This window comes from Streptomyces aureus (assembly GCF_000725495.1).
Classification (GTDB): Bacteria; Actinomycetota; Actinomycetes; order Streptomycetales; family Streptomycetaceae; genus Streptomyces; species Streptomyces aureus_B.
In genome coordinates, this window is the sequence record NZ_JNZD01000004.1 from 134416 (window position 1) to 160109 (window position 25694).

At 72.2% G+C, this 25694-nt stretch carries 28 protein-coding genes and 1 pseudogene; 15 read left to right on the top strand and 14 right to left on the bottom strand.

Annotation, left to right across the window (positions count from 1 at the left end):
• Positions 1 to 128: 128 nt before the first annotated feature.
• From IO36_RS06785 to IO36_RS06795, 3 genes are all read right to left on the bottom strand, one after another.
• Positions 129 to 1232 carry a sensor histidine kinase gene (locus tag IO36_RS06785; protein WP_037617254.1) on the bottom strand — a complete coding sequence of 368 codons (1104 nt, stop codon included), beginning with the start codon at positions 1230 to 1232 and terminating at the stop codon, positions 129 to 131.
• Positions 1225 to 1920, bottom strand: a complete 696-nt coding sequence (locus tag IO36_RS06790; RefSeq protein WP_037617255.1) for a response regulator transcription factor — start codon at positions 1918 to 1920, stop codon at positions 1225 to 1227. Before IO36_RS06790 ends, IO36_RS06785 begins: the two co-directional genes overlap by 8 nt.
• A 228-nt stretch (positions 1921 to 2148) precedes the next feature.
• The gene (locus IO36_RS06795) at positions 2149 to 2856 is read right to left on the bottom strand and encodes a VanZ family protein (protein ID WP_037617257.1); all 708 of its coding nucleotides are present in this window, start codon (positions 2854 to 2856) and stop codon (positions 2149 to 2151) included.
• Between the two features lie 197 nt (positions 2857 to 3053).
• Between IO36_RS06795 and IO36_RS06800 the strand changes: the two genes are divergently transcribed.
• Positions 3054 to 3440, top strand: a complete 387-nt coding sequence (locus IO36_RS06800; RefSeq protein WP_037617262.1) for a S24/S26 family peptidase — start codon at positions 3054 to 3056, stop codon at positions 3438 to 3440.
• An 89-nt stretch (positions 3441 to 3529) separates the two neighbouring features.
• On the opposite strand, the gene IO36_RS06805 is transcribed toward IO36_RS06800, so the two are convergent.
• Positions 3530 to 4549 (bottom strand): aldo/keto reductase, encoded by a 1020-nt coding sequence (locus IO36_RS06805; RefSeq protein ID WP_037617266.1) that lies wholly within the window; start codon positions 4547 to 4549, stop codon positions 3530 to 3532.
• 296 nt (positions 4550 to 4845) lie between these two features.
• Here IO36_RS06805 and IO36_RS06810 point away from each other — a divergent pair, with 296 nt between their 5' ends.
• The gene (locus IO36_RS06810) at positions 4846 to 5442 is read left to right on the top strand and encodes a TetR/AcrR family transcriptional regulator (RefSeq protein ID WP_037617272.1); all 597 of its coding nucleotides are present in this window, start codon (positions 4846 to 4848) and stop codon (positions 5440 to 5442) included.
• A 90-nt stretch (positions 5443 to 5532) separates the two neighbouring features.
• Here IO36_RS06810 and IO36_RS06815 read toward each other — a convergent pair whose 3' ends face one another.
• Together IO36_RS06815 and IO36_RS06820 are read right to left on the bottom strand one after the other, a co-directional pair.
• Complete coding sequence (locus tag IO36_RS06815) at positions 5533 to 6291, bottom strand: ABC transporter permease (protein WP_037617276.1); 759 nt, start codon at positions 6289 to 6291, stop codon at positions 5533 to 5535.
• Positions 6281 to 7168 carry an ABC transporter ATP-binding protein gene (locus IO36_RS06820; protein WP_037617277.1) on the bottom strand — a complete coding sequence of 296 codons (888 nt, stop codon included), beginning with the start codon at positions 7166 to 7168 and terminating at the stop codon, positions 6281 to 6283. Before IO36_RS06820 ends, IO36_RS06815 begins: the two co-directional genes overlap by 11 nt.
• A gap of 118 nt (positions 7169 to 7286) precedes the next feature.
• On the opposite strand from IO36_RS06820, the gene IO36_RS06825 reads away from it, so the two are divergent.
• Complete coding sequence (locus IO36_RS06825; RefSeq protein WP_037617280.1) at positions 7287 to 7919, top strand: TetR/AcrR family transcriptional regulator; 633 nt, start codon at positions 7287 to 7289, stop codon at positions 7917 to 7919.
• A 34-nt stretch (positions 7920 to 7953) separates the two neighbouring features.
• Here the strand turns inward: IO36_RS06825 and IO36_RS06830 are convergent, their stop codons facing one another.
• On the bottom strand, positions 7954 to 9402 hold the full coding sequence (locus tag IO36_RS06830; RefSeq protein ID WP_107065655.1) for a PucR family transcriptional regulator: 1449 nt from the start codon (positions 9400 to 9402) through the stop codon (positions 7954 to 7956).
• 109 nt (positions 9403 to 9511) lie between these two features.
• On the opposite strand from IO36_RS06830, the gene IO36_RS06835 reads away from it, so the two are divergent.
• The 3 genes from IO36_RS06835 to IO36_RS06845 all read left to right on the top strand — a co-directional run bounded on the left by IO36_RS06835 (position 9512) and on the right by IO36_RS06845 (position 12980).
• Positions 9512 to 11047, top strand: coding sequence for a purine-cytosine permease family protein (locus IO36_RS06835; protein WP_037617282.1), 1536 nt, complete (start codon positions 9512 to 9514; stop codon positions 11045 to 11047).
• 69 nt (positions 11048 to 11116) lie between these two features.
• The gene (locus IO36_RS06840; protein WP_037617284.1) at positions 11117 to 11518 is read left to right on the top strand and encodes a YybH family protein; all 402 of its coding nucleotides are present in this window, start codon (positions 11117 to 11119) and stop codon (positions 11516 to 11518) included.
• Positions 11519 to 11534: 16 nt separating this feature from the next.
• Positions 11535 to 12980 carry a gamma-aminobutyraldehyde dehydrogenase gene (locus tag IO36_RS06845; RefSeq protein WP_037617287.1) on the top strand — a complete coding sequence of 482 codons (1446 nt, stop codon included), beginning with the start codon at positions 11535 to 11537 and terminating at the stop codon, positions 12978 to 12980.
• Positions 12981 to 13031: 51 nt separating this feature from the next.
• Here IO36_RS06845 and IO36_RS06850 read toward each other — a convergent pair whose 3' ends face one another.
• Positions 13032 to 14675 carry a sodium/solute symporter gene (locus tag IO36_RS06850; RefSeq protein ID WP_245173152.1) on the bottom strand — a complete coding sequence of 548 codons (1644 nt, stop codon included), beginning with the start codon at positions 14673 to 14675 and terminating at the stop codon, positions 13032 to 13034.
• Between the two features lie 262 nt (positions 14676 to 14937).
• Between IO36_RS06850 and IO36_RS06855 the strand changes: the two genes are divergently transcribed.
• Entirely contained in the window at positions 14938 to 15567 is a 630-nt protein-coding gene (locus tag IO36_RS06855; protein WP_078943094.1) for a ParA family protein, read from the top strand.
• Positions 15564 to 15788 (top strand): hypothetical protein, encoded by a 225-nt coding sequence (locus IO36_RS06860; protein WP_037617290.1) that lies wholly within the window; start codon positions 15564 to 15566, stop codon positions 15786 to 15788. The genes IO36_RS06855 and IO36_RS06860 overlap by 4 nt, the downstream gene beginning before the upstream one ends.
• A 62-nt stretch (positions 15789 to 15850) precedes the next feature.
• Here the strand turns inward: IO36_RS06860 and IO36_RS06865 are convergent, their stop codons facing one another.
• A complete protein-coding gene (locus IO36_RS06865) occupies positions 15851 to 16111 on the bottom strand; it encodes a hypothetical protein (protein WP_037617293.1) in 261 nt (86 codons plus the stop codon).
• A gap of 122 nt (positions 16112 to 16233) precedes the next feature.
• Here IO36_RS06865 and IO36_RS06870 point away from each other — a divergent pair, with 122 nt between their 5' ends.
• Positions 16234 to 16767, top strand: coding sequence for a GNAT family N-acetyltransferase (locus IO36_RS06870; protein ID WP_037617296.1), 534 nt, complete (start codon positions 16234 to 16236; stop codon positions 16765 to 16767).
• Between the two features lie 276 nt (positions 16768 to 17043).
• Here IO36_RS06870 and IO36_RS06875 read toward each other — a convergent pair.
• Positions 17044 to 17412, bottom strand: a pseudogene (locus IO36_RS06875) (YrdB family protein); the annotation flags it as partial.
• Positions 17413 to 17675: 263 nt separating this feature from the next.
• On the opposite strand from IO36_RS06875, the gene IO36_RS06880 reads away from it, so the two are divergent.
• A complete protein-coding gene (locus IO36_RS06880) occupies positions 17676 to 18593 on the top strand; it encodes an NADP-dependent oxidoreductase (RefSeq protein ID WP_037617298.1) in 918 nt (305 codons plus the stop codon).
• A gap of 142 nt (positions 18594 to 18735) precedes the next feature.
• On the opposite strand, the gene IO36_RS06885 is transcribed toward IO36_RS06880, so the two are convergent.
• Positions 18736 to 19302 (bottom strand): TetR family transcriptional regulator, encoded by a 567-nt coding sequence (locus IO36_RS06885; RefSeq protein WP_037617300.1) that lies wholly within the window; start codon positions 19300 to 19302, stop codon positions 18736 to 18738.
• A gap of 163 nt (positions 19303 to 19465) precedes the next feature.
• Here IO36_RS06885 and IO36_RS06890 point away from each other — a divergent pair, with 163 nt between their 5' ends.
• The 3 genes from IO36_RS06890 to IO36_RS06900 all read left to right on the top strand — a co-directional run bounded on the left by IO36_RS06890 (position 19466) and on the right by IO36_RS06900 (position 22028).
• Positions 19466 to 20401 (top strand): SDR family oxidoreductase, encoded by a 936-nt coding sequence (locus IO36_RS06890; protein ID WP_037617302.1) that lies wholly within the window; start codon positions 19466 to 19468, stop codon positions 20399 to 20401.
• A gap of 272 nt (positions 20402 to 20673) precedes the next feature.
• Positions 20674 to 21468, top strand: coding sequence for an ArsR/SmtB family transcription factor (locus IO36_RS06895; protein WP_037617304.1), 795 nt, complete (start codon positions 20674 to 20676; stop codon positions 21466 to 21468).
• 188 nt (positions 21469 to 21656) lie between these two features.
• Positions 21657 to 22028, top strand: coding sequence for a VOC family protein (locus tag IO36_RS06900; protein ID WP_037617306.1), 372 nt, complete (start codon positions 21657 to 21659; stop codon positions 22026 to 22028).
• Positions 22029 to 22159: 131 nt separating this feature from the next.
• On the opposite strand, the gene IO36_RS06905 is transcribed toward IO36_RS06900, so the two are convergent.
• A complete protein-coding gene (locus tag IO36_RS06905) occupies positions 22160 to 22840 on the bottom strand; it encodes an SMI1/KNR4 family protein (RefSeq protein WP_037617309.1) in 681 nt (226 codons plus the stop codon).
• Between the two features lie 293 nt (positions 22841 to 23133).
• Positions 23134 to 24033 (bottom strand): COG4705 family protein, encoded by a 900-nt coding sequence (locus IO36_RS06910; protein ID WP_037617312.1) that lies wholly within the window; start codon positions 24031 to 24033, stop codon positions 23134 to 23136.
• A 205-nt stretch (positions 24034 to 24238) separates the two neighbouring features.
• Here IO36_RS06910 and IO36_RS06915 point away from each other — a divergent pair, with 205 nt between their 5' ends.
• Positions 24239 to 24637, top strand: coding sequence for a nuclear transport factor 2 family protein (locus IO36_RS06915; RefSeq protein ID WP_037617314.1), 399 nt, complete (start codon positions 24239 to 24241; stop codon positions 24635 to 24637).
• A gap of 52 nt (positions 24638 to 24689) precedes the next feature.
• Here IO36_RS06915 and IO36_RS06920 read toward each other — a convergent pair whose 3' ends face one another.
• Complete coding sequence (locus IO36_RS06920) at positions 24690 to 25055, bottom strand: HGxxPAAW family protein (protein WP_051900095.1); 366 nt, start codon at positions 25053 to 25055, stop codon at positions 24690 to 24692.
• Positions 25056 to 25205: 150 nt separating this feature from the next.
• On the opposite strand from IO36_RS06920, the gene IO36_RS06925 reads away from it, so the two are divergent.
• Positions 25206 to 25679 (top strand): MarR family winged helix-turn-helix transcriptional regulator, encoded by a 474-nt coding sequence (locus tag IO36_RS06925; protein WP_051900227.1) that lies wholly within the window; start codon positions 25206 to 25208, stop codon positions 25677 to 25679.
• The last annotated feature ends 15 nt before the right edge of the window (positions 25680 to 25694 follow it).

Below are 25694 nucleotides of genomic sequence, written 5' to 3' on the forward strand. Positions count from 1 at the left end.
TGGAAAGGACAGCGTTCACCCGGTACTTGTCGTCCGGGCCCGAACGGGTTCACGCGCGCGGGGTGTTCCGGCTCACACGGTGCGCGGCACGCCACTCGGTTGTCACGCCGTCCGGGCGCCGGACACCTCTACGGCGTGCGGGGCAGCCGGACCGTGACCACGAGGCCGCCGGCTGGGCGGGCGGTGAGGTCGAGGGTTCCGCCGTGGGCGCGGACGACGCCGGCCACGATGGCCAGGCCGAGGCCGACTCCGGCGTGTTCGTCGGTGCGTACGCGTTCCGTCCCCCGCCGGAACGGTTCGGTGAGGGTCGGCAGGAGGTCCGGCAGAAGCACGGGACCCGTGTTCTCGACCCGCAGCACGCTGGTGTCACCGTCCGCCCCGGTGTGGACCGTGACGGTGCCGCCCTCGGGGAGGTTGTGGACGACGGCGTTCTGGACGAGGTTCGTCACCATCCTCAGCAGGAGCTCCTCGGAGCCGCCGGTCCAGGCCGTACCGCCCGTGACGTCGAGGGTGATCCCGCGCTGTTCGGCGGACGGCAGCAGCGCCTCCGCGGCTTCCTCGGCGACGAGGGAGAGGTCGACGCTCTCGCGGGGGAAGTCCCGGCGGTCGCTGCGGCTGAGCAGCAGAAGGGCCTCGGTCAGGTCGATCGCCCGGGTGTTCACGGTGTGCAGGCGCTCGACCAGTTCGCCGGGGTCGCGGGTGGGGTCCTGGCGGGCGACCTCCAGGAGGGTCCGCGAGATCGCCAGCGGGGTGCGCAGTTCGTGCGAGGCGTTCGCGGCGAACCGCCGCTGTTCGGCTACGTGGGACTCCAGTTGTTCGAGCATCGAGTCGATGGCGTCGGAGAGCTCGCGGAACTCGTCCTGGCGGTCCGTCATCCGGATGCGGTGGGACAGCGACCCCTTTCCGGCGGTCCGCACCGCGTCCGTGATCCGGGTGAGGGGCGAGAGCATGCGGCCGGCGAGGATCCATCCGCCGAGGAGACCGAAGGCCAGGAGGAAGGCCAGCGCGACGGCCGCGGCGGGGGCGAAACCGCGCAGCAGGTCGGAGCGGTTGGGACCCATGATGATCACGGCACCGTAGGTCTTCTGGATGAGCCTGGGGTCCTGGGTCGGCAGCCAGCGCAGCACGAAGACCCACATCACGGCCAGCAGGAGGGTGCCGGCGACGAAGAGGAAGCCGGCATAGCTGAGGGTGAGCTTCAGCCGGGCGCTGCGCCCGGGGCTCCTATTCATGCGTGCCGTCGGGGTGGGAGGCGTCCGGGCCTGCGTCGATCCGGTACCCGACACCGGGCACCGTGGCGATGATCCAGGGCTCGCCGAGCCGTTTGCGCAGGGCGGAGACGGTGATGCGGACGGCATTGGTGAAGGGGTTGGCGTTCTCGTCCCAGGCGCGCTGGAGCAGTTCCTCGGCGCTGATGACACCGCCGTCGGCGGCGACGAGGACCTCGAGGACGGCGAACTGCTTCCGGGTGAGGGCGACGTGCCGTCCGTCGCGGAAGACCTCGCGGCGGAAGGGGTCCAGACGCAGGCCCGCGATCTCGCGGACCGGCGGCCGGGCGTACGCGCGTCTGCGGTCGAGCGCCCTGAGCCGCATGACGAGCTCCCTCAGCTCGAACGGCTTGGTGAGGTAGTCGTCGGCGCCGAGCGCGAAGCCGGACGCCTTGTCGTCGATCCGGTCGGCGGCGGTGAGCATGAGGATCGGGATGCCGCTGCCGGAGGCGACGATGCGCCGGGCGACCTCGTCGCCGGAGGGGCCGGGGATGTCACGGTCGAGGACGGCGAGGTCGTAGGAGTTGAGACCGAGCAGTTCCAGGGCCGTGTCGCCGTCGCCCGCGATGTCGGCGGCGATGGCCTCCAGCCGCAGACCGTCCCGGACGGCCTCGGCCAGGTAGGGCTCGTCCTCCACGATCAGTACACGCATGTCGGAAGCCTAAGCAGCGCGCCGTATCGGCGGCGTATCGCGAGCGCGTCGCGGCGGGGGCGCATCGCCGGCGCGCGGCGGCGAGGGCGCATCCCAAGCACCCCGGGACGAGGGCGCATCCCAAGCACCCCGGGACGAGGGCGCATCCCAAGCACCCCGGGACGCGGGCGCATCCCAAGCACCCCGGGACGCGGGCGTGTCCCGAGCACGCCGGGGCGGGGGCGCACGTCAGCCGACCGGGGCCGGCACGGGATCCGGCCGGTCGGACGGGGTGTCCGCCGGGGTGCGCCACCAGCGGCGGGAGGCCAGTCCCGCGAGCAGGGCACCGGTCGCGTTGACGAGGACGTCGTCCACGGAGGACACCCGGTCGAGCCACAGCACGTACTGGGCCACCTCGACCAGGACCGAGCAGGCCGCCCCCAGTGCGAGGACCCTCGGTACGGACGCGAGGGACGCGAAGCGCATCGGGGCGAAGAACCCCAGCGCCGCGAAGACCAGCAGGTTTCCGATGATCCCGCCCGTCCCCATCGTGACGAGGTCCCGCAGCGGCACCAGGCTGACCCGGCGGGGAGCGACGCCGGGCGCGAGGCCCGGCATCATCGTCAGCCACACGAAGGGAACCGTCCCGTGCACCATGCCCACCTCGGCGAGCGACGACCGCCACGCCCAGGTGGAGCCGGCGCCCCTCGCACGGCGCCAGGACGCGAGGGCCCACGCCACCAGCACGGAGAGGGGCACCGCGACGAGCGTCATGAGCATCACGCCGTTGAAGGTGTCGTAGCAGCCGTGCCACCGCCCGGCCATGCACCTGGGGGCGGACATCATGAGCATCCGCCGGGTGCTGAACAGGACACCGGCCACACAGAGGACCGCGAGACTCGGAAGTACGGTCCGAAGGACGCGGCGGGGTGCGGACGAGGGAGCGTTGGGACCCATGCTCCCAGTGAAGGGTGCGGCTGGTTGCGGGGGCGTATGCGCTTTTCGATACGCCGACGATATGCGGAGCCCCTGGAGACGAGTGGTCCCCGGGTCCGGGGGCATCGGCGCGCACCGCACGACGCCGCCCCCGGGGCCGGGCCGCCGCTGCCGGAAATTCGGTGGGCCGGCACGCCCGCGCCTGTCACCCTCGTCCCATGGGAGCGTTGGACGGTGTGGCGGGCAGAGTGGCCGGTGGAGAGACCGTGGAGTTCCGGCCGAGCGGCGCCTCGATGGTCCCGCTGATCCGCAGCCGGCAACTCGTGGCGGTCGCTCCGGTCGACCCGTCGAAGCTGGCGGTCGGTGACATCGTCCTCGCCCGAGTCGCCGGAAGCGTGTACCTGCACCTGGTGTCGTCCGTCGACGCCGCCCGTAAGCGGGTGCAGATCAGCAACAACCGAGGCCACGTCAACGGCTGGACGGGCCACGACCGCGTGTTCGGCATCTGCCTCACGGTCGACGGCACACCCCGGCCGGGCGCCACGGCGAAGGTCCGGAAGCCGGAGGGGGCCACCGGGGCCGAGGACGGAGAAGCACGGCCCTGAGCCGGCCCCAGGCCCCCGGCCCCCGGCCCCCGGTCAGCGGTCTGCGGTCTGCGGTCTGCGGTCTGCGGTCAGCGACCCCCGGTCAGCGCTCAGCGGCGGCGGAGCGACGGGTCCAGGAGCGACGGCGGGGTGTCGAACTTCTCCTCCGGGGCCAGGTCCACCCCCGGGGGCACGATGGCGTCGACGGCGTCGAGCACGTCGGTGGAGAGCACGGTGTCCGCTGCGGCGAGCTGGCTGCGCAGGTGGTCCAGGGTCCGGGGGCCGATCAGCGCGCTCGTCACGCCGGGATGCGCGGTGACGAAACCGAGTGCGAGCTGGATCAGGCTGAGCCCCGCCTGGTCGGCGACCTCGGCCAGCTTCTCCACGGCGTCGAGCCGGGCCTGGTTCGACGGGACGGTGAGGTCGAAGCGCTGCGGCAGGAAGGTGGAGCGGCTGGTGGCGATCTCCCGGCCCTTCCTGACCGCGCCGGACAGCCAGCCCGAGGCCAGCGGGCTCCAGGCCAGCACACCGAGCCCGTACTCCTGTGTCACGGGCAGGACATGCGCCTCGATCCCCCGCTGCAGCAGCGAGTAGCTGGGCTGTTCGGTCACGTAGGGCCTCAAGTGGTGCTCCCGGGCGGCCCACTGGGCCTGCACGATGCGGTGCGCGGGGTAGGTCGAGGACCCGAAGTAGCGGATCTTTCCCGCGCGTTGGAGGTCGGTGAGGGCCGACAGCGTCTCCTCGTCGGAGGTGGTCGGGTCCCATCGGTGGATCTGGTAGAGGTCGACGTGGTCGACACCGAGCCTGCGCAGGCTGTCGTCCAGCTCGGCGGTCAGCCAACGGCGTGAGGCGCCGACGTGGTTGCGCTCCTCTCCCATGGGCATGCCCGCCTTCGTGGCCAGCACGATGTCGTCGCGGCGGCCGGCGATGGCCTTGCCGACCATCTCCTCCGACTCGCCGTCGCCGTACCTGTCGGCGGTGTCGATGAGGTTGATCCCGCCCTCCAGGGCGGCGTCGACGATGGCGGTGGCCTCGTCCTGGGTGGTGCGCCCGATCCTGCCGAAGTTCATCGCGCCGAGTGCGAGGGTGCTCACCTGGACACCGGTACGGCCGAGCGTGCGGTACTGCATGACTGTGTCTCCTTCGAGCGGGGTGGGACCCGGCCGTCGGGGCCCCGTCCCGGGCGTCGCGGTCGTGGCCGCGTCACGGGAGGGCCGCCACGGCGGCACGAAGTGGCCACCGAGCCCCTGGTCTGCCATCATGAACAAACGGAACAGCGTCCCGTTTTACGATACGGAACACTGTCCCGCTTGGCAAGGTGATACGGAACGACGTCCCGTTTAGCGCCGCGGCCGGCCCGCGGATCCCCCGGGAGGGCCGGGACGACGAACCGGGACGACAAGGGGCACGGAGGGAAAGGAACGCGATGAGCGACAGCGACGCGACGACGGACAAGGCGGCCCGCCCCAGACGGGCGGACGCCCGGCGCAACCAGGAGACGCTGCTCGACGCCTCCGCCGCGGTCTTCGCCGCCTCCGGCGTGGAGGCCCCCGTGCGCGACATCGCCGCACGCGCGGGCGTCGGTACGGCCACGATCTACCGGCACTTCCCGACCCGGGCCGATCTCATCGTCGCGGTCTACCGGCACCAGGTCGAGGCCTGCGCCGAGGCCGGGCCGGCCCTGCTGGACGAGTGCGCGTCCCCCTACGAGGCACTGTCCCGCTGGATCGACCGGTTCGTCGACTTCCTGGTCACCAAGCACGGACTCGCCGCCGTACTCCAGCCCGACAACACGGCGTTCGACGCGCTGCACACCTATTTCCTGGACCGCCTTCTCCCCGTGTGCGCCCAACTCCTCGACGCCGCGGCCGAGTCCGGGGAGATCCGCCCCGGCCTGACGGCCTATCAACTCATGCGCGGCATCGGCAACCTCTGCATCGGCGCCCACAACGACCCGCGCTACGACGCCCGGCGGCTGGTCGAGACCCTCGTCGCGGGCCTGCGCCCCACCGAAGGAGCGTGACCGCCCGGCAGGGGCCCGCCCGACGGTTCCCGGCCGGGCGGTGACGCCGTGGCCACCCCTCCGGCGACGGCGCGACATGCCGGGCAGAGCCTAGAGTGCCGCCAACCGGCCACCGCGGCCCCTCAGCCGGACCGAGGCCACGGTGCCGCAGACCAGCGCCACGCCGAGGAGCGTGCCGCAGGACTCCCCCACGATCCGGGGGTCCCCGGCAAGCGCGGCACGCAGGCCACGGGCGGCCCAGTAGCCGGGCGAGGCCGGGGCCACGTCCGCGACCCAGGCCGGGAGGGAGGCCAGCGGGACGAGCGCACCCCCGACACTGCTCAGCAGCATGCCGCCGATGTCGTACGCCGCCGAGAGCGCGCCCAGTGTGCGGACCGCCACGCCGAGCAGGGTGCCGAGTCCGAGCAGCGCGCAGCTCCAGCTCAGCAGGACGCCCAGGAGCAGGAACGGGTGCGGGACCGGCAGACCGAGGGCGCACACCGCGAAGCCCACGATGAGGGACTGCTGGGCGAGCAGGGCGATGAAGGCCGGAACCGCCTTGCCCGCCAGCAGTTCGGCGGGGCGCAGCGCGGTCGAGCGCAGCCGGTCCCAGGTACGGCCCAGACGTTCGGTCAGGATCGCGCTGCCGCTGATGCCGAGGGCCAGCAACGAGAACGTGACCAGCGTGCCGACGACGGCCTGTTCCGTGCCGGCGCGCTCGCCCTGCCCGGCGGTGTAGAGCGGGCGCAGGAGCGTGATGAAGACGAGGGGCAGGATCATGCGGCTCAGGAGCGGACCGGGTTCGCGTGCCATGAGCAGCACGTTGTGGCGGATCAGCACCCGGAGGCGGGCGGCGGACTCACGCGGCATCGCGGACCTCCCTGCGGGTCGCGGCGGTCGCGGGGTCCGCGGTCTCCATGGAGCGGTAGAGGTCGTCCAGTCCGGGGCGCCGTACGTCGACGGACGCGGGGGTACGGCCGGAGGCGAGCAGGGCGGCCAGATCGGCGCCGGGGTCCGTGGTCGGCCGGCGCAGCTCGGGTTCGGCCGGGTCGGCGAAGGTGACCCTGAGCTCGCCGGGCAGGTGGCGGGTGAGTTCTTCCTGGGTACCGCGGGCGATGATCCGCCCGGCCCGCGCGAGCGCCAGCGTGGCGTCGAGGTCGACGAGTTCCGGCAGGTAGTGGGTCGTGTAGACGACGGCCGCGCCCGCTTCGGCCCGGGCCCTGACGGCGCTCAGCAGGGCCGCGCGGGTCTCCGGATCGGCTCCGGCGGTGGGCTCGTCCAGCAGCAGGAGCGGCGGTGAGCCGACCATGGCGGTGGCCGCCTGGATCCGGCGGCGCTGCCCTCCGGACAGGGCCGCCGCAGGCCGGTCCGCGACGTCCGTGAGACGCAGTTCGTCCAGGACCCGGGCGATCTCGGCGTCTCCGCGCCGGCCCCGGAGTCCCGCCAGTCCGGCGAACAGCCGCAGGTTCTCCCGCGCGGTGACGGTGCCGTACAGGGCGAGTTCCTGCGGGGCCACGCCGAGGAAGCGGCGCGCGGCCCGGCCCCCGCGCAGCGCGTCGAGCCCGGCTATGGTGACACGGCCCGCGTCGGGACGCACGAGACCGGCGACGATCTCGACGAACGTGGTCTTGCCCGCACCGTTGTGACCGATCAGGCCCACGATCTCCCCGGCCGGGACCGTCAGGTCGAACCCGTCGAGCGCCCTGCGCGGCCCGTAGCGCTTCACCAGCCCGTCGGCGATCAGCATGCTTCCTCCACGACGCCTCCTCGATGCCCTCGCCGCATAGGTCTACGGCGTATACGTCTACACCGTATACACCTCGCGCGGCCCGCGTCTACGGCGTACACGTCTACGCTGTACACCCATGAGTGGCAGGCGGGAAGAAATCCTGGACGCGGCACTGGCCATCGCCGACGAGCACGGCGTCGACGCCGTCTCCATGCGCGCGCTGGCGGACCGCGTCGGTGTGACACCGATGGCGCTGTACCGGCACGTCAAGGACAAGGCGGCGCTGCTGGACGGCATGGTCGGGCGGCTGCTGGCCGCGCTGCTGCCCCCGGAGCCGAGGCCGGACCACACGTGGGAGGAGCGGCTCGACGCCCTCGCGCACGCCTGCCGGAAGGTGACCCAGCAGCACCCCTGGGCCGCTCATCTGCTCTTCTCGCGGCCGGCCGTCACCCCGGACGGCCTGCGTGCGGTGGACATCATCTACACCGCGCTCATCGAGGCCGGGGTCCCCGAACCCGAGGTACCGCGCCTGGAGCGCCTGATCAGCACCTTCGTCATCGGCTTCGCCGCCTCCGAGGCCGCGGGCCGCTTCGCCCCCGGCGACCTCGACCCGCGCGGGCGTCGCGGACTCCTCCCGGACAGCGAACTGCCCGGTCACCGCGCACTCGGGCCGTGGCTGGACCTGCCCCTCGACCTCACCGCCGAGTTCGAGGCCGACCTCGCCGACATCCGCCGCATGGTCGAGGCCGCGGCCCGGCCTTCCCGCTGACCGCACGGACCCGCGGTGAGGGTCCGGAAGCCGGTCAGTCGGTGAGGCCCAGCGCTCCCGCCGCCTGGATCGCCAGCCACACCTCGGCCAGTGCCCCCGTCGACGTCAGATCGCGTTCGGCGAGCGCTCCGAAACGGCGCAGCCGGTAGGCGAGCGTGTTGGGGTGGATGTGCAGCGCGGCGGCCGCCGACTCCGTGCGGCGGTCGCGCTCCATCCAGGTGCGGGCGGAGACGAGCAGCTGCGAGTCGTGGCTCTCGTCGTACCGCAGGACGTCACCGAGCACGTGCTCGACCAGCGCCGTCAGGACGGCGGGGTCGTCGGGCAGCCAGCGTCCCGCCCCGTCGTCTCCGTAGTGGACGACGGCACGGCCGGACTCGACGGCCTTGGACACCGCCCACAGCGCCTCGCGCTGGGCGACCTTCAGCGCGGCGCCCGGCTCGAAGGGGCGGCTCGCCCCGGCCGCCACGGACGGGAGCGCGCCGACGGCCGCCGCCAGTTCCGGCGCCCCGAGGACATAGCGGTCCTCGCCGCGGGTGAGCAGCAGATGCGGCCGGTCCTCCAGACAGCGCAGCAGGGCCTCGTCGGTGGTGCGGCGCACGATGAGCAGCACGGTGTCGCCCTCGATCGCGTGCCGGGCGAGCCGGCGGCGGGCCGCCTCCGGGTCGAGCACCTCCTGGAGCAGCTCGGCGAAGGTCTCCGCCCCCTCGCGGCGCAGGGTCTCGCGTTCGTTGCGCACCATGGCCAGCCGCAGCGCCGCGACGGTGGCGATGTGCTGGGCGACGGCCAGCCCCGCGGGCCGGGCACCCTCGCGCTCGTACGCGACGAGGAAGCCGGCCGGGCCGCCGGGCGCGGGGACCGGGAGGACGAAGCCGCCGGGGATCGTCGGCGGGGCGTCGACCGAGGTGGGCAGCACGGCCGGGTCCGGCACGGGGACTCCGGGCAGGAGCGGGCGCCCCTGGGGCGTGCAGAGGAAGACGTCGTAGCCCGACAGCCCTTCGAGCCGGCGCAGCAGGGTCGGTGTGTCGAGGTTCTCCGTGACCAGCCAGCGCAGCGCGCCGAAGACCTGGAGCTGTGCGCCCAGCCGGTGCCGGGCCTCTTCCTGGGCCGAGGCCGCGACCTCCTGGGCGACGGCGATGAAGGGAACGGCGAGCGGCACCTCCAGGACGGGGAAGTCCCGCTCCTCGGCGGCCCGGAAGAAGGCGTCGTGCAGCGGCGGCATGTGCAGTTGCGCCGAGAGCGCGAGACCGGACGCCCCGGCGTCGTCGAGCCGCTCCAGATAGGCGCGCTGTTCACCCGCGGTCCGGGGGATCGCCAGGCCCGCGGTCATGATCAGCTCGGCTCCCAGGAGCCAGGGCGTCGGGTCGACGAGCTCGCTGGCGTGGGCCCAGGAGACGGACCGGTCCAGGCCGCCGCCGGCCTTCAGCGTGAGCTGGAGGGCGGGCGAGGAGAGCAGATCCTGGATCGTCAGTTTGTTGCCGGCCACAAAAGACATCGTACGCATCTGTGATGCCCACCATTGTCGCAGGTCACCGGGGGCCTCACACTGTGGGTGCCGATATTTGAGTGGTGTACAAACATAGATGGGAGGGGCCGTGACGACATCGGTCACCGAAATCGAGACATACGGCGTCGAGCGCATCCCGGACGAGGACCGCACGGCCAGGCCGATCGATCTGTTCCGGCTCGCCTTCGGCGGCGCCAACACCTTCGCGACCTGTGTGCTGGGCGCCTTCCCCATCCTCTTCGGGCTCTCCTTCTGGCAGGGGCTCGCGGCGACCGTCCTCGGCCTGGTCGCGGGCGCGCTGCTGCTGGCCCCGATGGCGCTGTTCGGCCCTGCCAACGGCACCAACAACGCCGTCTCCTCCTCCGCGCACCTCGGGGTGCACGGCCGGGTCGTCGGTTCCTTCCTCTCCCTGCTCACCGCCATCGCGTTCTTCTCGATCTCGGTGTGGTCCTCGGGAGACGCGCTCGTCGGCGGCGCGCACCGACTGGCGCACGTCCCCGAGTCGGACGTCACCTACGGCATCGCGTACGCGATCTTCGCCGGACTCGTGCTCGTCGTCTGCGTCTACGGCTTCCGCTTCATGCTGCTGGTCAACAAGATCGCGGTGATGGCGGCCTCGGCCCTCTTCGTGCTCGGCGCCTTCGCCTTCGCCGGTGACTTCGACCCCGGCTACGCGGGCGCCTTCGCCTCGACCCACGACGCGATGTTCTGGCCCTCGTTCATCGGCGCCGCGCTGATCGTGCTCTCCAACCCGGTCTCCTTCGGCGCGTTCCTCGGCGACTGGTCCCGCTACATCCCCGCGAACACGCCGCGCCGCCGGGTGATGGGCGCCGCGTTCCTGGCCCAGATCGCCACCCTGCTGCCGTTCCTGTTCGGCCTGGCCACCGCGTCGATCATCGCCTCGAAGGCCGCGAAGTACGTCGACCCTGCCGCCCCCAACTACGTCGGCGGACTGCTGGCGATCTCCCCCGGCTGGTACTTCCTGCCGCTGTGCCTGATCGCCCTGATCGGCGGTCTGTCCACCGGCACGACGTCCCTCTACGGCACGGGCCTGGACTTCTCCAGCGTCTTCCCGCGCTTCAACCGCGTGCAGGCCACGTTCTTCATCGGCGTCCTGTCGATCGCGTTCATCTTCATCGGCCGCTTCGCGCTGAACCTCACCCAGTCCATCTCCACCTTCGCCACGCTGATCATCACCTGCACGGCGCCGTGGATGATCGTCATGGCGCTCGGCTTCGTCACCCGGCGCGGCTGGTACGACGCCGAGGACCTGCAGGTCTTCAACCGGCGCCAGCGCGGCGGCCGCTACTGGTTCGCGCACGGCTGGAACTGGCGCGGCATGGGCACCTGGCTCGTCAGCGCCGTCGTCGCCCTGCTGTTCACCAACCTGCCGGGCCAGTTCGTCGGCCCCCTGGGCAACCTCGCGGGCGGCGCGGACATCTCCCTGCCGGTCGGCCTCGCCCTCGCGGTGGTGCTCTACTTCGCGGCGCTCACCCTGTTCCCCGAGCCGCGCGCGGTGTTCGGCCCGGAGGGACCCCGCTTCGTCCCGTCGTCCGACGCCGGGATCACGCCGGTCACCGGTGGCACCGAGGAGCGGTCCGCCGAGCCCGCAGCGGCCGCCTGACCCAACCCCGCCACCCACGAACCGGGCGCCCGGTCCTGACCACCGGGCGCCCCTGATCAGGAGCCGAGCATGAGCACCATCACCGTCCAGGAGATCCGGACCGCCGCGGACGCGCTCGTCGCCGCCTTCGCCGAGGGCCGCCTCGACGACTACTTCGGCGCCTTCGCCCCGGACGCGACGTTCGTCTTCCACACCACCCCCCAGCGCCTCGGCTCGACGGCCGAGTACCGCGCCCTGTGGCAGCGGTGGGTGGAGGAGGACGGCTTCCGTGTCCTCGGCTGCGTCTCGTCGGAACCCCTCGTCCAGCCCTTCGGCGACACGGCCGTCTTCAGCCACGACGTGCAGACCCGCGTCGCCACCCACGCCGGCGAGGAGACCCTGCTCGAGCGGGAGACCATCGTCTTCGCCCGCTCCGAGGACGGCGCCTGGCTCGCCGTGCACGAGCACCTGTCCCCCCGCACCGCCGCCTGACCAGGAGAGACGTTCCATGAGCAGCACGTTCCGCAACTACATCGACGGTGCGTTCGCGGACGCCGCCGACGGCCGGACGCTCGACGTGGTGGACCCCACCACGGGTGACGTCTACGCGACCTCCCCGCTCTCGGGCGCCGCCGACGTCGACGCGGCGATGGCGGCCGCCGCCGCGGCCTTCCCCGTCTGGCGCGACGCGACCCCGTCCGTGCGCCAGCGCGCGCTGCTGAAGATCGCCGACGCGATGGAGGCCCGGGCCGAGGAACTGGTCGCCGCGGAGAGCCGCGACACCGGCAAGCCGCTGCACCTGACCCTCAGCGAGGAACTCGGCCCCGCGATCGACCAGGTCCGCTTCTTCGCGGGCGCGGCCCGGATGCTGGAGGGCCGCTCCGCGGGCGAGTACATGGAGGGCATGACCTCGATCGTCCGCCGCGAGCCCGTCGGCGTCTGCGCCCAGGTCGCGCCCTGGAACTACCCCCTGCTGATGGCGGTGTGGAAGTTCGCCCCGGCCCTCGCCGCGGGCAACGCGGTCGTGCTCAAGCCCTCGGACACCACCCCGGCCTCCACCGTCCTGATCGCCGAGATCATCGGCGGGGTCCTGGAGGACCTGGGCCTGCCCCGGGGGATCTTCAACGTGGTCTGCGGCGACCGCGAGACCGGCCGGCTGATGGTGGAGCACCCGACCCCGGCGATGGCCTCCATCACCGGCTCGGTGCGCGCCGGCATCCAGGTCGCGCAGAGCGCGGCCAAGGACGTCAAGCGGGTCCACCTGGAGCTGGGTGGCAAGGCCCCGGCCGTGGTCTTCGAGGACGCGGATCTGACGAAGGCGGTCGAGGACCTGGTCGTCGGCGGCTTCTTCAACGCCGGCCAGGACTGCACGGCCGCCACCCGCGTCCTGGTCCACGAGTCCGTGCACGACGAGTTCGTCGCCGCGCTCGCGAAGGCGGCCGCCGGGACGAAGACCGGCCTGCCGGACGACGAGGACGTGCTGTTCGGACCGCTCAACAACACGAACCAGCTCGCCCAGGTCAGCGGTTTCGTCGAGCGGCTGCCCGAGCACGCGCGGATCGAGGCCGGCGGCCACCGGGTCGGCGACAAGGGCTACTTCTACGCCCCGACCGTCGTCTCCGGCCTCCGGCAGGACGACGAGATCATCCAGAACGAGGTCTTCGGCCCGGTCATGACCGTCCAGTCCTTCACGGACGAGGACCAGGCCGTCGCCTACGCCAACGGCGTCGACTACGCACTGGCCTCCTCGGTCTGGACGAAGGACCACGCGCGGGCGATGCGCATGTCGAGGAAGCTCGACTTCGGCTGTGTGTGGATCAACTCCCACATGGCGCTGGTCGCCGAGATGCCGCACGGCGGGTTCAAGCAGTCCGGCTACGGCAAGGACCTGTCGGCGTACGGCTTCGAGGACTACACCCGGATCAAGCACGTCATGACGTCGCTGGACGGCTGAGCGGCCGCACGAGTACCGAGGACAGGGGTGGGTCCGGCGCCTTCGCCGGGCTCACCCCTGTCGCGCGTACGGGGCGCCGTCCTGCCGGGCGGGCCGGTGCTCCGGGGTGCGCGGGCGGTCACGGCCGACGAGCCCGAGCAGGAAGCCGGCCGGAATGCTGATCAGCCCCGGTGTCTGGAGCGGGAACCAGCGGACGTCGTGATCGGGGAAGACGGCGAACGGGGTGCCCGACACCGCGGGCGACCCCGCGAGCAGCAGCAGGATCAACGGCAGGGTCCCGTAGACGGTCCAGCGCACCCCGGTGGCCGAGTGGCCGGGCAGGAAGAGCGCGTGGAGCAGGACCGGGGCGAGCACCGAGGCCGCGACGGCGAACGACAGCGAGATCAGCGTCAGTCGGCCGCGGTCCCCGAGGCCGGCCGAGACGACGACGGCGACCGCTCCGACCAGCACGATCCCCAGCCGTGCCCGGCGGATCTCCCGGGCGGCCGCCCCGCTGCCGACGCCGTGGGCGGGCCGCCCGCCGAAGTCGCGGGCGAGGCTGGAGGCGGCCGCCAGCGTGATGCCCGCGACGGCCGCGAGGGTGGTCACGAAGACGGCGCAGGCGACGATCGCGAACAGCATGCTGTGCCGGGCTCCCCCGGCGGCCGGGTCGAGCGCCCCCGTCACCATCAGCAGCGCGGTCGCTCCCCCGGGATCCGCGGCCCGCACGGGACCCCGCCCCAGCAGGGCGCAGGCTCCGAGGCCGGCCACCACCACCCCGCCGCACACGAGCGCCACCGGGCCGACCGCCCAGCCGACGGCACGCCGTGCGGTACGTGCCTCCCGGACCGGGTGCAGCCTCATGGTGAGGTGCGGCAGACAGGCGGCCCCGACCAGCAGGGTGGCCGTGAACCCGATCAGGTCCAGCCGCCCGGCGAGGGAGTGGCCGAAGTGGAGCCCGGGACGGGTGTAGTCGGCGCCCGCCCCGGAATGCTCGCGCGCGGCGCCGAGGAGGGCCGGCGCCGACCACCCGTACCGGGCGAGGACGACCCCGGCGAGCAGCAGCATGGCGGTGAGCGCCACCCCGACCTTCAGGATCTGTACGTATCCGACGCCCCGCATCCCCCCGAAGGCGGCGTAGCACACCATCAGGGCTCCGCCGGCGGCCGTGCAGCCGGTGAGCGCGCCGTCCGGGAGCCCGAACATCGCCGCCATGATCCGTCCGGCGGTCGACAGCTGCACCAGGAGCAGCGGGGCGAGGACGACGAGGCAGGCGACGCCGAGGGGCCGGCGCACGGAGGGGGCGCCGAGACGGTCGGCGAGGAAGTCCCCCAGGGTGAACACGCCCTTCCGGCGCAGGGGTTCGCCCAGGATCCGCATCACCAGGAAGAGGGACACGACGGTGGCGCAGGCGAAGAGGATGCCGTCCGCGCCGTCCAGGGCGACCGCGCCGGTGGTGCTGAGCAGGGTGGCCGCGGAGATGTAGTCGCCGGCGACGGCCAGCCCGCCCCCGACCGGTCCGAAGGCCGCGCCGCCGCCCGCGTAGAAGTGCTCGGGGTCGTCCGAGTCGGCCGCGGCCAGGCCGCACAGCAGCAGGGACACGGCGACGAAGCCGAGGAACACGACGACGGCGAAGGACTCCCCGTCGCCGGACAGCGGGGACGAGGAGGCGAGGAACGCCGGGGACGACGGGGACGCGAGCGACGCGGGAGACATGCCGGGCATGGCATCAGGAGGGCGGGAGCGCGTCCAGGGAACGGTGCGCGGGGGAGGCGTGCGCACAGTGTTCATGGGGCGGGGTTGTGCGAGGGCACACCCTGCCGGGCCGTTGGACCGGCCGCCGGGACTGTGAGGATGTGCCGGCCCGCGTTGGTCCAGGGGAATGAATCACCGGCGCGGCGGGGTGAACGCGGGGGCGGTGGGCCCCGTTCGGCCGACCACCGGTCCCCCGCGATCACTAGCGTGGCTCCCTGTGTCGATGAGCTATGCCTTTGTGAACCTGAAACCCGGAGTGGGCAAGACGACGAGCGCGGTGTGGCTGGCGCACGCGCTGCACGAGTCGGGCTTCTCACCGCTGCTGGTGGACAGCGACCCGGCGTCCTCGGCGCTGCGCTGGAGCGAACTGGCCGGGGGGTTCCCCTTCCCCGTGGTCTCGCTCCCCGTGGGCGACGTGCACCGACGCGTCAACGACTTCCTCGGCGACCGGCAGGCCGTGGTGTTCGACGCCCCGCAGCTCGAGGACCACGCGCACATCGCCCGGAGCGTCATGCGGTACGCGAGCGAGTGGATCGTGCCGGTGACGCCCTCCCCCATCGAGCTCGACCGCATGGCGCCCATCGGCCGCGAGATGGGCGACGTGCAGTCCCTGCGGGCCCGGCCGGCCCGCTCCGCCGTCCTGCTGAACCGTACGAACCGTCCGGACGCGACCCGCACCGGTCCCGACGCCGACGCCCGCGAGGCGCTCACGGAACGCGGCTTCGACGTGCTGTCCACCCACATCCCCCGGCTCGACCTCTACTCCCAGTCGTTCGGCAGCCCCGTCACGGTCAAGGAATCGGCGTACATGGATCTCGCCGACGAGCTCATCAAACGTCAGGAAGCAATGTGAACCAGCGCAAGGACACCTACCGGGCGGCCCTGCAGCGGGAACCGGACGACACCGCGCCCCGGCAGGCGAGGGTGGCCCGGCTGCACACGCGCTATGTCCGGGTGACGATCGAGCTGGACCCCGCGGTGCCGCGCGAGCTGACCCGGTGGGTGGGACCGCCGCTGTCCGCGCTCCTGCGCGCCGGCGCCGCGGCCCTGCGCCCCCTCACTGGCACCTCGTAGACATCGCGCGACGGGCACCCGCCGGGTCGTGGGACCCGTGGGGCATCGAGGCGCCGGTGGGTTCAGGTCTCCATCGGGTGGCCGCCGTCACCCTCGACGACGACCCGGTCGACGCCAGGCTCGTCGCCCCGCTCGACCATCGTCAGGTCGATCTCCCCGTCACCGGTGGTGTCGAACTGGTACAGATCAGCCGTGCCGTCACCCGTGGTGTCGGTCATCCACACATCGGTCTTTCCGTCACCGTTGGTGTCGGCGCTGAGGACAACGTGATGCTCGTCGCCTCGGGTCTCGATCACTTCGTCCGTACGGTCGTTGGTCTCCATGACGGCCGGTTGCCCCGGCCGGCAGGACCGAAACAAGGGCCGGCCCGGACCCGGGGCCCTCCGTCGGACGCCGGGCGCACGGTCGCCGACCGGTGACACACCCGTAGGGCAGGATGGACGCCATGACCGAGATCCGCACGCCCCGCCTCCTTCTCCGCCGCTGGTACGACGACGACCTCGCCCCCCTGTCGGACATCAACGCGGACCCCGCGGTCATGCGCTGGATCGGCGACGGTTCGGTCCGCGACCTCGACGCCACGGCCGAGGAGATCGAGCGGTGGGAGGAGGAGTGGGACGACGAGGGTTTCGGGGTCTTCGCCGTCGAGCTGCTGGCCTCGGGCGAACTGGCCGGGGCCGTCGGGCTGTCGGTCCCCGAGTACCTGCCCGAGCTCATGCCCGCTGTGGCGGTCGACTGGCGGTTCGGCACACCGTTCTGGGGCCAGGGCTACGCGTCCGAAGCCGCCCACGCCACACTGGAGTTCGCCCTCCAGGACCGCGGACTCGACCGTGTGATCAGCGTCGACCGGCCGCAGAACCAGGCCTCGTTGAACGTCGTCCGCAAGCTGGGCATGGAACCGGAGCGGACGATCGAACACCCCGAGTACGGCTTCCCGCTGAGCGTCCACGCGATCGACCTCACCGAGTTCCAGGCCTGATCCACCACGCGGCACGCGGGCCCGCTGCGGTGGGCCTCCGGCCGGACTCCGCTGATCAGACCTCGGCCGGACGAGGGCGATCAGGCCTCGGCCGGACTCCGGTGTGCGGGCCTCAGCCGGACTCGGCGAGCGGGACAGCCCCGGTCAGGTCGCGTCCCGCGGCCCGGCGGGGGCGGTCGACTCGCCGCCCGGTCCGTCAGGTGCGGCCGGCTCGCCGTCCGGCCCGGCGGACGCGGTCGGCGTGGCACCCGGACCCACGGGTGCGGTCGGAGTGCCGCGGCGCAATGTCTCGGCCAACGCCGTGTTCACCACCACGACGATCGCCATGACCACGGCGGCGACGGGGTGCCCCACCCCGTAGACGGCCGCCGCGCCACCGCCCAGCACCAGCGCTTTCACGAGCAGGACGAGGGGCAGCCCGGGCCGCAACCGCGCCTTGGGCGCGGCGAACAACCCCCAGAGCACGACGGCCAGAAGCGGGGTGCCCACCCCGAGCAGAAGGTGCGGCAACCAGCCGTCCCCGGTGCTGAATCCCCACCAGGCAAGACAGCCGAGCGCGGCCAACTCCAGCAGGAACGCGAGAAGTTCGTTGGCCGCGAACCAGGGTCGCTGGGCGAACACGGCCGCTCCGGGGTCCGTCGACATGAGGTCCTCTCCTTCGGAGGTGCCAGCATGACAGGGCCGCGCGGCTCGACGTGGACGTTCACCGAACCCGGTTCGGGCCGGCCGCGCCGAGGTCGCCGAACGCGGGTCACAGAGATCCTCGCACCCGGGAACACGGCGCCACGGCTGGGCTGTTGAGGCCGAAGCGGCACCACTGGGCTCCGCCCGCCGCAGGTGTCGCCGTCCGATGCCTGCCCGAGGTCTCTCCGAGGTCTGTCCGAACGAGGAAGAACGGTGATCACGCGATGAAGGCGGTCCGGTTCCACGAGTACGGCGGTATCGATGTGCTGCGCGTCGAGGAGGTCGAGCGACCGGAGCCCGGAGCCGGGGAGGTACTGGTCGAAGTGCGCGCCGCCGGGATCCAGCCCGGCGAGACGATGATCCGCGAGGGCGCACGGCACAAACGCTGGCCCGCGACCTTCCCCTCGGGACAGGGCAGCGACCTGGCCGGGGTCGTGGTGGACACCGGTCCGGACGTACGCGGCTTCGCGGTGGGCGACGAGGTCCTGGGCTTCACCCACGACAGGGCGAGCCACGCGGAGTTCGTGGCCGTGGAGGACGTGAAGCTGGTCTCCCGCCCGGAGGGTCTGCCCTGGGAGGTGGCCGGGTCGTTGTACGTGGCGGGTACGACCGCGTACGCCACGGTGTTCGCGGTGGACCCCGGTCCCTCCGACACGGTCGTGGTGTCCGGCGCGGCGGGTGGCGTCGGGTCCCTCGCCGTGCAGCTCGCCCGGCGGCGCGGCGCCACCGTGATCGGGCTGGCGAGCGAGCGGAACCACGCCTGGCTGAAGGAGCAGGGTGTCGTGCCGCTCGACTACGGCGAGGGCGTCGCCGAGCGGATCCGGCAGGCTGCCGGCGGGAGCGTGGACGCGTTCATCGACACGTTCGGCGACGGCTATGTGGACCTGGCCGTGGAACTGGGCGTGCGGCCCGACCGGATCAACACGATCCGCGACTGGGGAGCGGCGGCGAGGGTCGGTGCCCATACGTACGGGGAGGGCGCGGCGGCGTCCGCGGTGGTGGTCGGCGAGCTGGCCCGGCTCGCGGCGCGCGGCGAACTGGAGGTGCCGATCGCCGCCGTCTACCCGCTGGAGCGGGTCCGTGACGCGTTCCGTGAGCTGGAACTGCGGCGGACCCACGGAAAGATCGTGCTCCGCCCCTGAGACCGGCCGCGGTCGGCGGCATGGTCGCCGACGCCGGCCGTCGGGTTGCGCGACGAGGTGGTGAACCGCTCCCTCCCGGTTGCGGGAGGGAGCACCGAACCGCCCGCTGCCGAGGGCGACTTCGGGATGTCCAGGAACGCGCTCACGCGTCCGCGGTCACTGCCCTCAGCCCGGCCAGCGACTCCCGGATGAACAGGGAGAGTTCCTTGTCCTCGGCCCGGTCGACCCAGCGCCGGAACGCGAACTTGAAGACGGCGATCCCCACCTCGGCGGCGAGACCCGCGGAGGCCTCGTCGACACCCCGCTCGCACAGGGCGTCCGCGAGGGTCCCGGACAGCGACGCGAGCTTGATCAGCTCGCGTTCCTGAAGTTCGGTGTTCGCGTCGATGACGGACTGCCGCTGCCGCGCGTGCTCCTGGCGCTCCTCCAGCACGCCCGCGGCGGCTTCGAGGGCGACGGCCACGGCGTCCATGGGCGCGGCGGACTCCGGAGCCCCGGCGACGGCACGCGCGAGCACGTCCTGGAGTTCGCTCGACCCCGCGAACAGCACCTCGCGCTTGTCCGCGTAGTGCCGGAAGAACGTCCGCTCCGTCAGCCCCGCCCGTTCGGCGATCTCCGCCACGGAGGTGCGGTCGAAACCGCGCTCGACGTAGAGCTCCAGTGCCGCCCGCGCGAGGCGGCCGCGCGCGTCCGGCTGCCATCGACCCATGCCCGGCATCGTACTCGACGGCAGTCGCTGACATCAGACCGCGAGGTTCGACGACAGTCACTGACATCAGGTGCTACGTTTGATGACAGTCACTGACATCGCTCGGTCGCCGCCGCACGCGCCCTCCCGGCGCGGGGCGGCCACCCGACGGAAGGCTTTTCTCATGCGTGTTTTCGTCACCGGAGCGTCCGGATGGATCGGTTCCGCACTCGTCCCCGAACTGATCGGCGCGGGGCATCAGGTCGTCGGGCTCGCCCGCTCGGAGGCCTCGGCCGCCGCCCTGGCCGATGCCGGGGCCGAGGCGGTCTCCGGCACCCTCGACGACCTCGACCTCCTGCGCGAGACGGCGAAGGCGTCGGACGGCGTGATCCACCTCGCGTTCAAGCACGACCTCGCCTTCACGGGCGCCTTCCAGGACGCCGCGGACGCCGACCGGCGCGCCGTGGAGACCTTCGGCGACGCGCTCGCCGGCTCCGGGAAGCCCTTCGTCATCGCTTCGGGGCTGATCGGCGTGGCCCCGGGCCGGATGAGCACCGAAGAGGACGGGCGGACACCGGACGAGGCGTCCGCGCACCTGCCGGGCGGCCCGCGGACCCGGATGGGCACCGCCCACGTGACCCTCGCCCTCGCCGACCGGAACGTCCGCTCGTCCGTCGTACGGCTCCCTCCGACCGTGCACGGCGAGGGAGACGGCGGGTTCGTGCCGGCCCTGATCGGCATCGCCCGCGCGGCCGGCGTCGCCGGGTACGTCGGCGACGGCTCGCAGCGCTGGCCGGCCGCACACCGCGACGACGCCGCCCGCATCTTCCGCCTCGCCCTGGAGAAGGCTCCGGCGGGATCGGTGCTCCACGCGAGCGCGGAGGACGGCGTGCCGCTGCGTTCCGTGGCCGAGGTCATCGGCCGCCACCTCGACGTGCCCACCCGCTCCGTCCCCGCCGAGGAGGCGGCCGAGCACTTCACCTGGCTGTCGGGATTCATCGGCCTCGACAGCCCGGCCTCCAGCGAGCGGACCCGAGCCCTGCTCGGCTGGAACCCGACCGGCCCCGGCCTGATCGAGGACCTCGACAAGGGCCACTACTTCCGGACGCCCGGGGAGTAGGCACCGATACCCGGTGTGCTCGCACCGGGTGCCCGAGGGGCGAACACGGACGCGCCGCCTGTCGCGCCGTTGTGCCACACAAGGCCCCCGCCGTTTCCCAGGCCATTGCCGGTTCACTCAGCCTGCGGTCGACCAGTAGGTCGGTGCGGGTGGCCGCGACCGGAAGTCGGGTGTCGCCGTCCAGCGATTGACAGGCAGCTGATTGGCTGCCTAAGTTAAAGGCAGCTGGATGGCTGCCTATCGATGGGCGGCGGCTCGGGTGGGAGGCGCACATGGACGAGGTCTTCAAGGCTCTGGCCGATCCGACCCGGCGCGCGCTGCTCGACTCGCTCAACGCCCGCAACGGACAGACACTGCGCCAACTGTGCGCCGGACTCGAGATGGCCAGGCAGTCGGTCAGCAAGCACCTCGCCGTCCTGGAGGAGGCCGGTCTCGTCAACAGCGTGCGGCAGGGACGGGAGAAGCTGCACTACCTCAACGCCGCGCCCGTCCACGAGATCGCCCAACGGTGGATCAGCCGCTACGACCGGCCCAGGGTCCAGGCCCTGGCGGACCTGAAACTCGCACTGGAGGAAATCCCGATGGACGCGCCGACCTTCGTCTACACCACCTACATCCGCACCACCCCGCAGAAGCTCTGGCAGGCGCTGACGGACCCGTCCTTCACCCGCCGCTACTGGGCGACGGAGTTCACCACGGACTGGTCCGCCGGCTCGGAGATGATCTGGGACAACCACGGCGTGAAGATCACCGACCCCGAGCAGGTCGTACTGGAGGCCGACCCGTACAGCCGGCTCTCCTACACCTGGCACAGCATGACCCCGGAGCTCGCCAAGCGGTTCGACTGGGACGAGGAGATGCTCGCCAAGCTGTCCGGCGAGGCCCGTTCGAAGGTCACCTTCTCCATCGAGGAGTCCGCGTCGCAGGTCGTGAAGCTCACTGTCGTGCACGACGGCTTCGAGCCCGGATCGACCCTGGCGGAGATGGTCGGCCACGGCTGGCCGAGCGTCGTGGCGAGCCTGAAGTCGCTTCTGGAGACCGGCGAACCGCTGCCGGAGGACGCGTGACCTTCCCGGTCCGGGCTCACCGATGCCGCAGGCAGGCAAGGTGACCCGGCCCGCACGCGCCGTCAGGAGAGGCTGCGCCTCGACGACGCTCACGACTCGGCAGGACCGGTATCGATCTGTCCGCCGGACGCCACCCTGACACCCTCCCCGCACTGCCGCCCGCGCGGAACCAGGGCACATTGGCACATATGCCCCTCTCCTTGCATCACATCGTCATCGACGCGCACGACCTCCCCTCACTGGCCCGGTTCTGGGCCGGGGTACTGGGGTGGCGGATCCTCTCCGAAAGGGAGCGGGAAGTCGTGATCGGGCCGGACGAGACGGCGCCGGTGGGCATCTGCTTCATGCCGGTGACGGACGGCAAGGTCGTCAAGAACCGTCTGCACCTCGATCTGACCTCGGCGGCCGAGGACCGGGAGGCGGAGATCGAGCGGATCCTGGCGCTCGGGGCCCGCAGGGCGGACGTGGGGCAGAGCGGCGAGGAGTCGTGGACCGTGCTCGCCGATCCGGAGGGGAACGAGTTCTGCGTCGTACGCCCGAAGGCGACCCTCGTCGGCTGAGACCTTCCGCGCCGGTCGGGGCGCGGGGCACCGGCGGACCGGCCCGCACCCGCACCCCTTCAGGGACCAGGTATCCGTCCCCCGCCGCCGCCCCGCCCGGCGGCGATCCCCCCAAGCCAGGGCGTGTCCGTTCAGCCGGCTACCACGGGAGGTGTGAGCCCGAGCTGGTGCTCGGTGCGGTCGAGCCAGTCGCGGTACCAGGACGCGAAGTCATGGACGGTCGGCCCGATTCCCTCGTCCGCCGCCCTCATGTCCTCCCACACGGCACCCCGGTGCGGCCCCGTCATCACCAGGAGCGACGCATAGCCGCACCCCTTCTGGGTGAGGAACACCGCGCCCGCCTCCTGAGCGTCCTCCAGCTCGTCGCGCCGCGCGACCCAGGCCGCGCAGGCGCGGCGGAACTCCTCCTCGGAGGCGAAGGCGTCCTGCCGGGGCACGTGCGTCTCGTGGACGTCGAGCTGCCCCTGCAGCGCCTCGGCGGCGAACGGGGCTCGGGCGATCGCGGCGGTGGTCGGCTGGGCAGGGTAGGTGAGTCCCGGTCCGCACCACGTCCACCCGCCGTCGACCAGGACGGGTGTCATCAGGCCGTACTCGGGACCGGCTCCCCCTCCTCCGACGAGCAGCAGAAAGCTCCGGTATTCCTCGGGCAGGCCGAGACCCAAGTCCGCCTCCAGCGACCTGAGCTGGTCCTCGCTCATGACGCGACCGAGCCGGAACCCGTGCCCCTGCGCCCCGAACACCTTGTCCGCCCCCGGGCGTCGGCCCAGACGAAGCACCCGGTCCCGGACTCCCGCCCACATGTCCTCACTCATGGCCCCACGCTAGTGAGCGGCCCCCCACGGGGACACGGGATTTTTCCGGCAGGGCGTCCGACCCGGATGAAGGCCGTTTCCCGGCCCCGCGGACACCTCGCTCCCTACTCCACGGCGGGAATCCGCTCCGGCCCGGACGACGGTGGACGCCCCCGAGCGCACGCCGACGACACGCACGCCGACGCGGGCCGGTCGCCGCACTGCCGCAACGCCCGGCCCGCGCCCCTGCCCCCGCCCCCCCGCCCCCGAGGTGCCTTACGGACCGTCACCCACTCCCGGGACGCACCTCACCATCACCCCGCCGATTCGGTGACGGGCTCGCGCTCCTCTTCCACCACTCCGCTCCCCCGGCGCTCCCGTACCTGCGCATAGGCCATGAGCCCGAACAGGATCGCCAGCAGGACGGCCGACGAGCCCGCCGTGCCGAGGTCGAGGCCGCCCTTCGCCACCGGCTTGGTCAGGAAGTCGCCCGCCGTGGCGCCCAGCGGGCGGGTGAGGACGAAGGCGATCCAGAACAGCAGCACGTTCGGCACGACGGGCGCCTTCATCAGGGCCACCAGCACGGCGAGCGCCCCGGTCACCAGCAGCGCGCCGCCCGCGTAGCCGAGGCCCGAGCTGTCGGAGAGGAAGTCGCCCATCGACGTACCCAGGGTGTTGGAGACGAGGATCGCCGACCAGAACAGGGCCTCGCCCCGGAAGGTGACGATGTCGCGGATCTCGAACGTCATCCCGCTCGCCTTCCAGACGGCGAAGATGACCAGCAGGACCGAGATCAGGATCGCGGCGCCGACCGGATAGCCGAGACCGAGCCCCTGCGGACCCCAGCCCAGGGAAGTCGCCCCGTTCGAGAGGTACTTGGCGCTGGCGTCCCGGTTCATGAAGTCGGACATCGTGGTGCCGGCCATGCTGGTCGACAGGATCACCGTCCAGTAGAGGAACGGGTGGTACCGACTGGACTTCAGCTGGACCACCAGTGTCACCACGAACAGCAGGAACAGCGCGATCGTGGTGAGGAAGTAGCCGAGCTTCAGGGTCTGTGCGAAGAGGTCGCCCGCCGTCTCGCCCAGGGTCGTCGCCGCGATCTTCATGATCCAGAACGCCAGCGTGACCTCGGGCAGCTTCTTCATCACCGACGTGGTCGTGTTCGACATGCTCGCCATGTCGAGGTCGGTGAGGACCTCCGGTTTCTTCAAGTCAATGGCTCCTGTCCGGTCGAAACGGCAAAGCGCCCGCCCCCGGATCGGGACGAGCGCCCTGTGCGGCGGCCGCCTTCCGCGGCCGTCGTCCCGATCTTGACGAACCCTGCCTGAACGGATCCTGAAAGCCTTTCAGGCGCGGCCGACACTCCCCGCACGGCCGCTCACCCCGCCCGGCGTCCCCGCTGTTACCGTCACCGCCATGTCCAAGCACGCGATAGACACCGTGACCGCCGAGTTCTTCGGGGCCTTCGACAACCGGGGCGGCACGGCCGCCGACGTGGACCGGATCCGCGGACTGGTCCTGCCGCAGGGCGTGATCGTCAAGACGGGACCGGAGTTCACGGTCTACACCGTCGACGAGTTCATCGAGCCGCGCCGCCGGCTGCTGACCGACGGCCGGCTGGTCGAGTTCTCCGAGTGGGAGACCTCCGAGCGGACGGAGATCACGGGCGATGTGGCGTCCCGGACCAGTGAGTACCGCAAGTCCGGGATCCTGGAGGGCGAGCCGTTCGAGGGCGGCGGGACCAAGACCATCCAGTTCGTCCGCACGGCACAGGGCTGGCTCATCTCGGCGGTCGCCTGGTACGACGAGCCCTGATTCCCCTCGTACCGCCCGCCGTGCACCACATGGGTCCGCCCCAGGCCGCAGCTCAGGCGTCGGCCGCGGCGAGCTCCGCGGGACACTCGACGACCTGCCCGCGAGATGCCGGCCGCCGTCCCGCGAGGCAGCAGCCCACGCAGCCGGGATGACCGTCCCGGGCGGTGAGATCCCTGACCCGCCAGTCCCACTGGTCGGCCGGACGGGGACCGCTCGGCTTGCCCCAGCCCGCGAGGTGGAGCGTCCAGGTCACCGGCGGCGCGAGCACCAGCAGGGCCGCTCCCGCGAGCGCGAGCAGCGCGGACGTCGTGACCAGGGCGAGTCCGCACGCCCCGAAACCGAGGGTCGCGATGCCCGTCCCCGTCCAGCCGGCCACGGTGTGGCCCAGGTCCTGGTCGTCGTCACCATGGATGAACATGATCCCGCTCCTCGAGAGCTGTGAAAATGGTGGGGCTGACCCCGTCGCGAGATCTCTTACCTCGCGAGCTAATTATCTTAGATACTAAGAGGACTCGTGAGTGATCACAAGGCGCGCCCGGACGCGACGGCGGAACAGGCCCTGTTCGCCATGGACCGGATGATCGCCACCGCCCAGTTCGGGCAGCAGGACATCGCCCGCCGGATGGGGCTGAACGTCACGGACCTGACCTGCCTGGGATTCCTCATGGAGGCCTCCGCCGCGGGCGAGTCGCTGGTCGCGGGAGACCTGGCGGAGCGGGCCCGGCTGACCACAGGAGCGGTCACGGGCGTCCTGAACCGGCTGGAGAAGGCCGGGTACATCCGGCGGACCACGGACCCGGGCGACCGCCGACGGGTCTACGTGGTGATGGAGGAGAACGCCCAGGCCCGGATCCTGGAGATCTACGGGCCCGTCTATCAGCGGCTGGGGTCCCTCTTCGGCGACTACGGGCCGGACGAGATCGCCGTACTGACGGACTGGTTCACCCGGGCCCGCATCCTGTTCGCAGAGGCACTGCACGAGATCCGGGAGGGAACGCCGGGCTCACCGGAGGGGGACGGAACCTCGTCCGGTCGAGGGTGAGGTGGGGGCGAGGGA

What these genes read in the sequence shown, in the direction of transcription:
- IO36_RS06870 (WP_037617296.1), top strand. Translation starts at nt 16,234, where the DNA reads ATGACCGAGATCCGCACGCCCCGCCTCCTTCTCCGCCGCTGGTACGAC.
- IO36_RS06800 (WP_037617262.1), top strand. Translation starts at nt 3,054, where the DNA reads ATGGGAGCGTTGGACGGTGTGGCGGGCAGAGTGGCCGGTGGAGAGACC.
- IO36_RS06920 (WP_051900095.1), bottom strand. Translation starts at nt 25,055, where the DNA reads ATGTTCATCCATGGTGACGACGACCAGGACCTGGGCCACACCGTGGCC.
- IO36_RS06840 (WP_037617284.1), top strand. Translation starts at nt 11,117, where the DNA reads ATGAGCACCATCACCGTCCAGGAGATCCGGACCGCCGCGGACGCGCTC.
- IO36_RS06890 (WP_037617302.1), top strand. Translation starts at nt 19,466, where the DNA reads ATGCGTGTTTTCGTCACCGGAGCGTCCGGATGGATCGGTTCCGCACTC.
- IO36_RS06790 (WP_037617255.1), bottom strand. Translation starts at nt 1,920, where the DNA reads ATGCGTGTACTGATCGTGGAGGACGAGCCCTACCTGGCCGAGGCCGTC.
- IO36_RS06825 (WP_037617280.1), top strand. Translation starts at nt 7,287, where the DNA reads ATGAGTGGCAGGCGGGAAGAAATCCTGGACGCGGCACTGGCCATCGCC.
- IO36_RS06785 (WP_037617254.1), bottom strand. Translation starts at nt 1,232, where the DNA reads ATGAATAGGAGCCCCGGGCGCAGCGCCCGGCTGAAGCTCACCCTCAGC.
- IO36_RS06850 (WP_245173152.1), bottom strand. Translation starts at nt 14,675, where the DNA reads ATGTCTCCCGCGTCGCTCGCGTCCCCGTCGTCCCCGGCGTTCCTCGCC.
- IO36_RS06845 (WP_037617287.1), top strand. Translation starts at nt 11,535, where the DNA reads ATGAGCAGCACGTTCCGCAACTACATCGACGGTGCGTTCGCGGACGCC.
- IO36_RS06895 (WP_037617304.1), top strand. Translation starts at nt 20,674, where the DNA reads ATGGACGAGGTCTTCAAGGCTCTGGCCGATCCGACCCGGCGCGCGCTG.
- IO36_RS06805 (WP_037617266.1), bottom strand. Translation starts at nt 4,549, where the DNA reads ATGCAGTACCGCACGCTCGGCCGTACCGGTGTCCAGGTGAGCACCCTC.
- IO36_RS06925 (WP_051900227.1), top strand. Translation starts at nt 25,206, where the DNA reads ATGGACCGGATGATCGCCACCGCCCAGTTCGGGCAGCAGGACATCGCC.
- IO36_RS06855 (WP_078943094.1), top strand. Translation starts at nt 14,938, where the DNA reads ATGAGCTATGCCTTTGTGAACCTGAAACCCGGAGTGGGCAAGACGACG.
- IO36_RS06815 (WP_037617276.1), bottom strand. Translation starts at nt 6,291, where the DNA reads ATGCCGCGTGAGTCCGCCGCCCGCCTCCGGGTGCTGATCCGCCACAAC.
- IO36_RS06810 (WP_037617272.1), top strand. Translation starts at nt 4,846, where the DNA reads ATGAGCGACAGCGACGCGACGACGGACAAGGCGGCCCGCCCCAGACGG.
- IO36_RS06915 (WP_037617314.1), top strand. Translation starts at nt 24,239, where the DNA reads ATGTCCAAGCACGCGATAGACACCGTGACCGCCGAGTTCTTCGGGGCC.
- IO36_RS06905 (WP_037617309.1), bottom strand. Translation starts at nt 22,840, where the DNA reads ATGAGTGAGGACATGTGGGCGGGAGTCCGGGACCGGGTGCTTCGTCTG.
- IO36_RS06880 (WP_037617298.1), top strand. Translation starts at nt 17,676, where the DNA reads ATGAAGGCGGTCCGGTTCCACGAGTACGGCGGTATCGATGTGCTGCGC.
- IO36_RS06795 (WP_037617257.1), bottom strand. Translation starts at nt 2,856, where the DNA reads ATGGGTCCCAACGCTCCCTCGTCCGCACCCCGCCGCGTCCTTCGGACC.
- IO36_RS06885 (WP_037617300.1), bottom strand. Translation starts at nt 19,302, where the DNA reads ATGGGTCGATGGCAGCCGGACGCGCGCGGCCGCCTCGCGCGGGCGGCA.
- IO36_RS06900 (WP_037617306.1), top strand. Translation starts at nt 21,657, where the DNA reads ATGCCCCTCTCCTTGCATCACATCGTCATCGACGCGCACGACCTCCCC.
- IO36_RS06820 (WP_037617277.1), bottom strand. Translation starts at nt 7,168, where the DNA reads ATGCTGATCGCCGACGGGCTGGTGAAGCGCTACGGGCCGCGCAGGGCG.
- IO36_RS06865 (WP_037617293.1), bottom strand. Translation starts at nt 16,111, where the DNA reads ATGGAGACCAACGACCGTACGGACGAAGTGATCGAGACCCGAGGCGAC.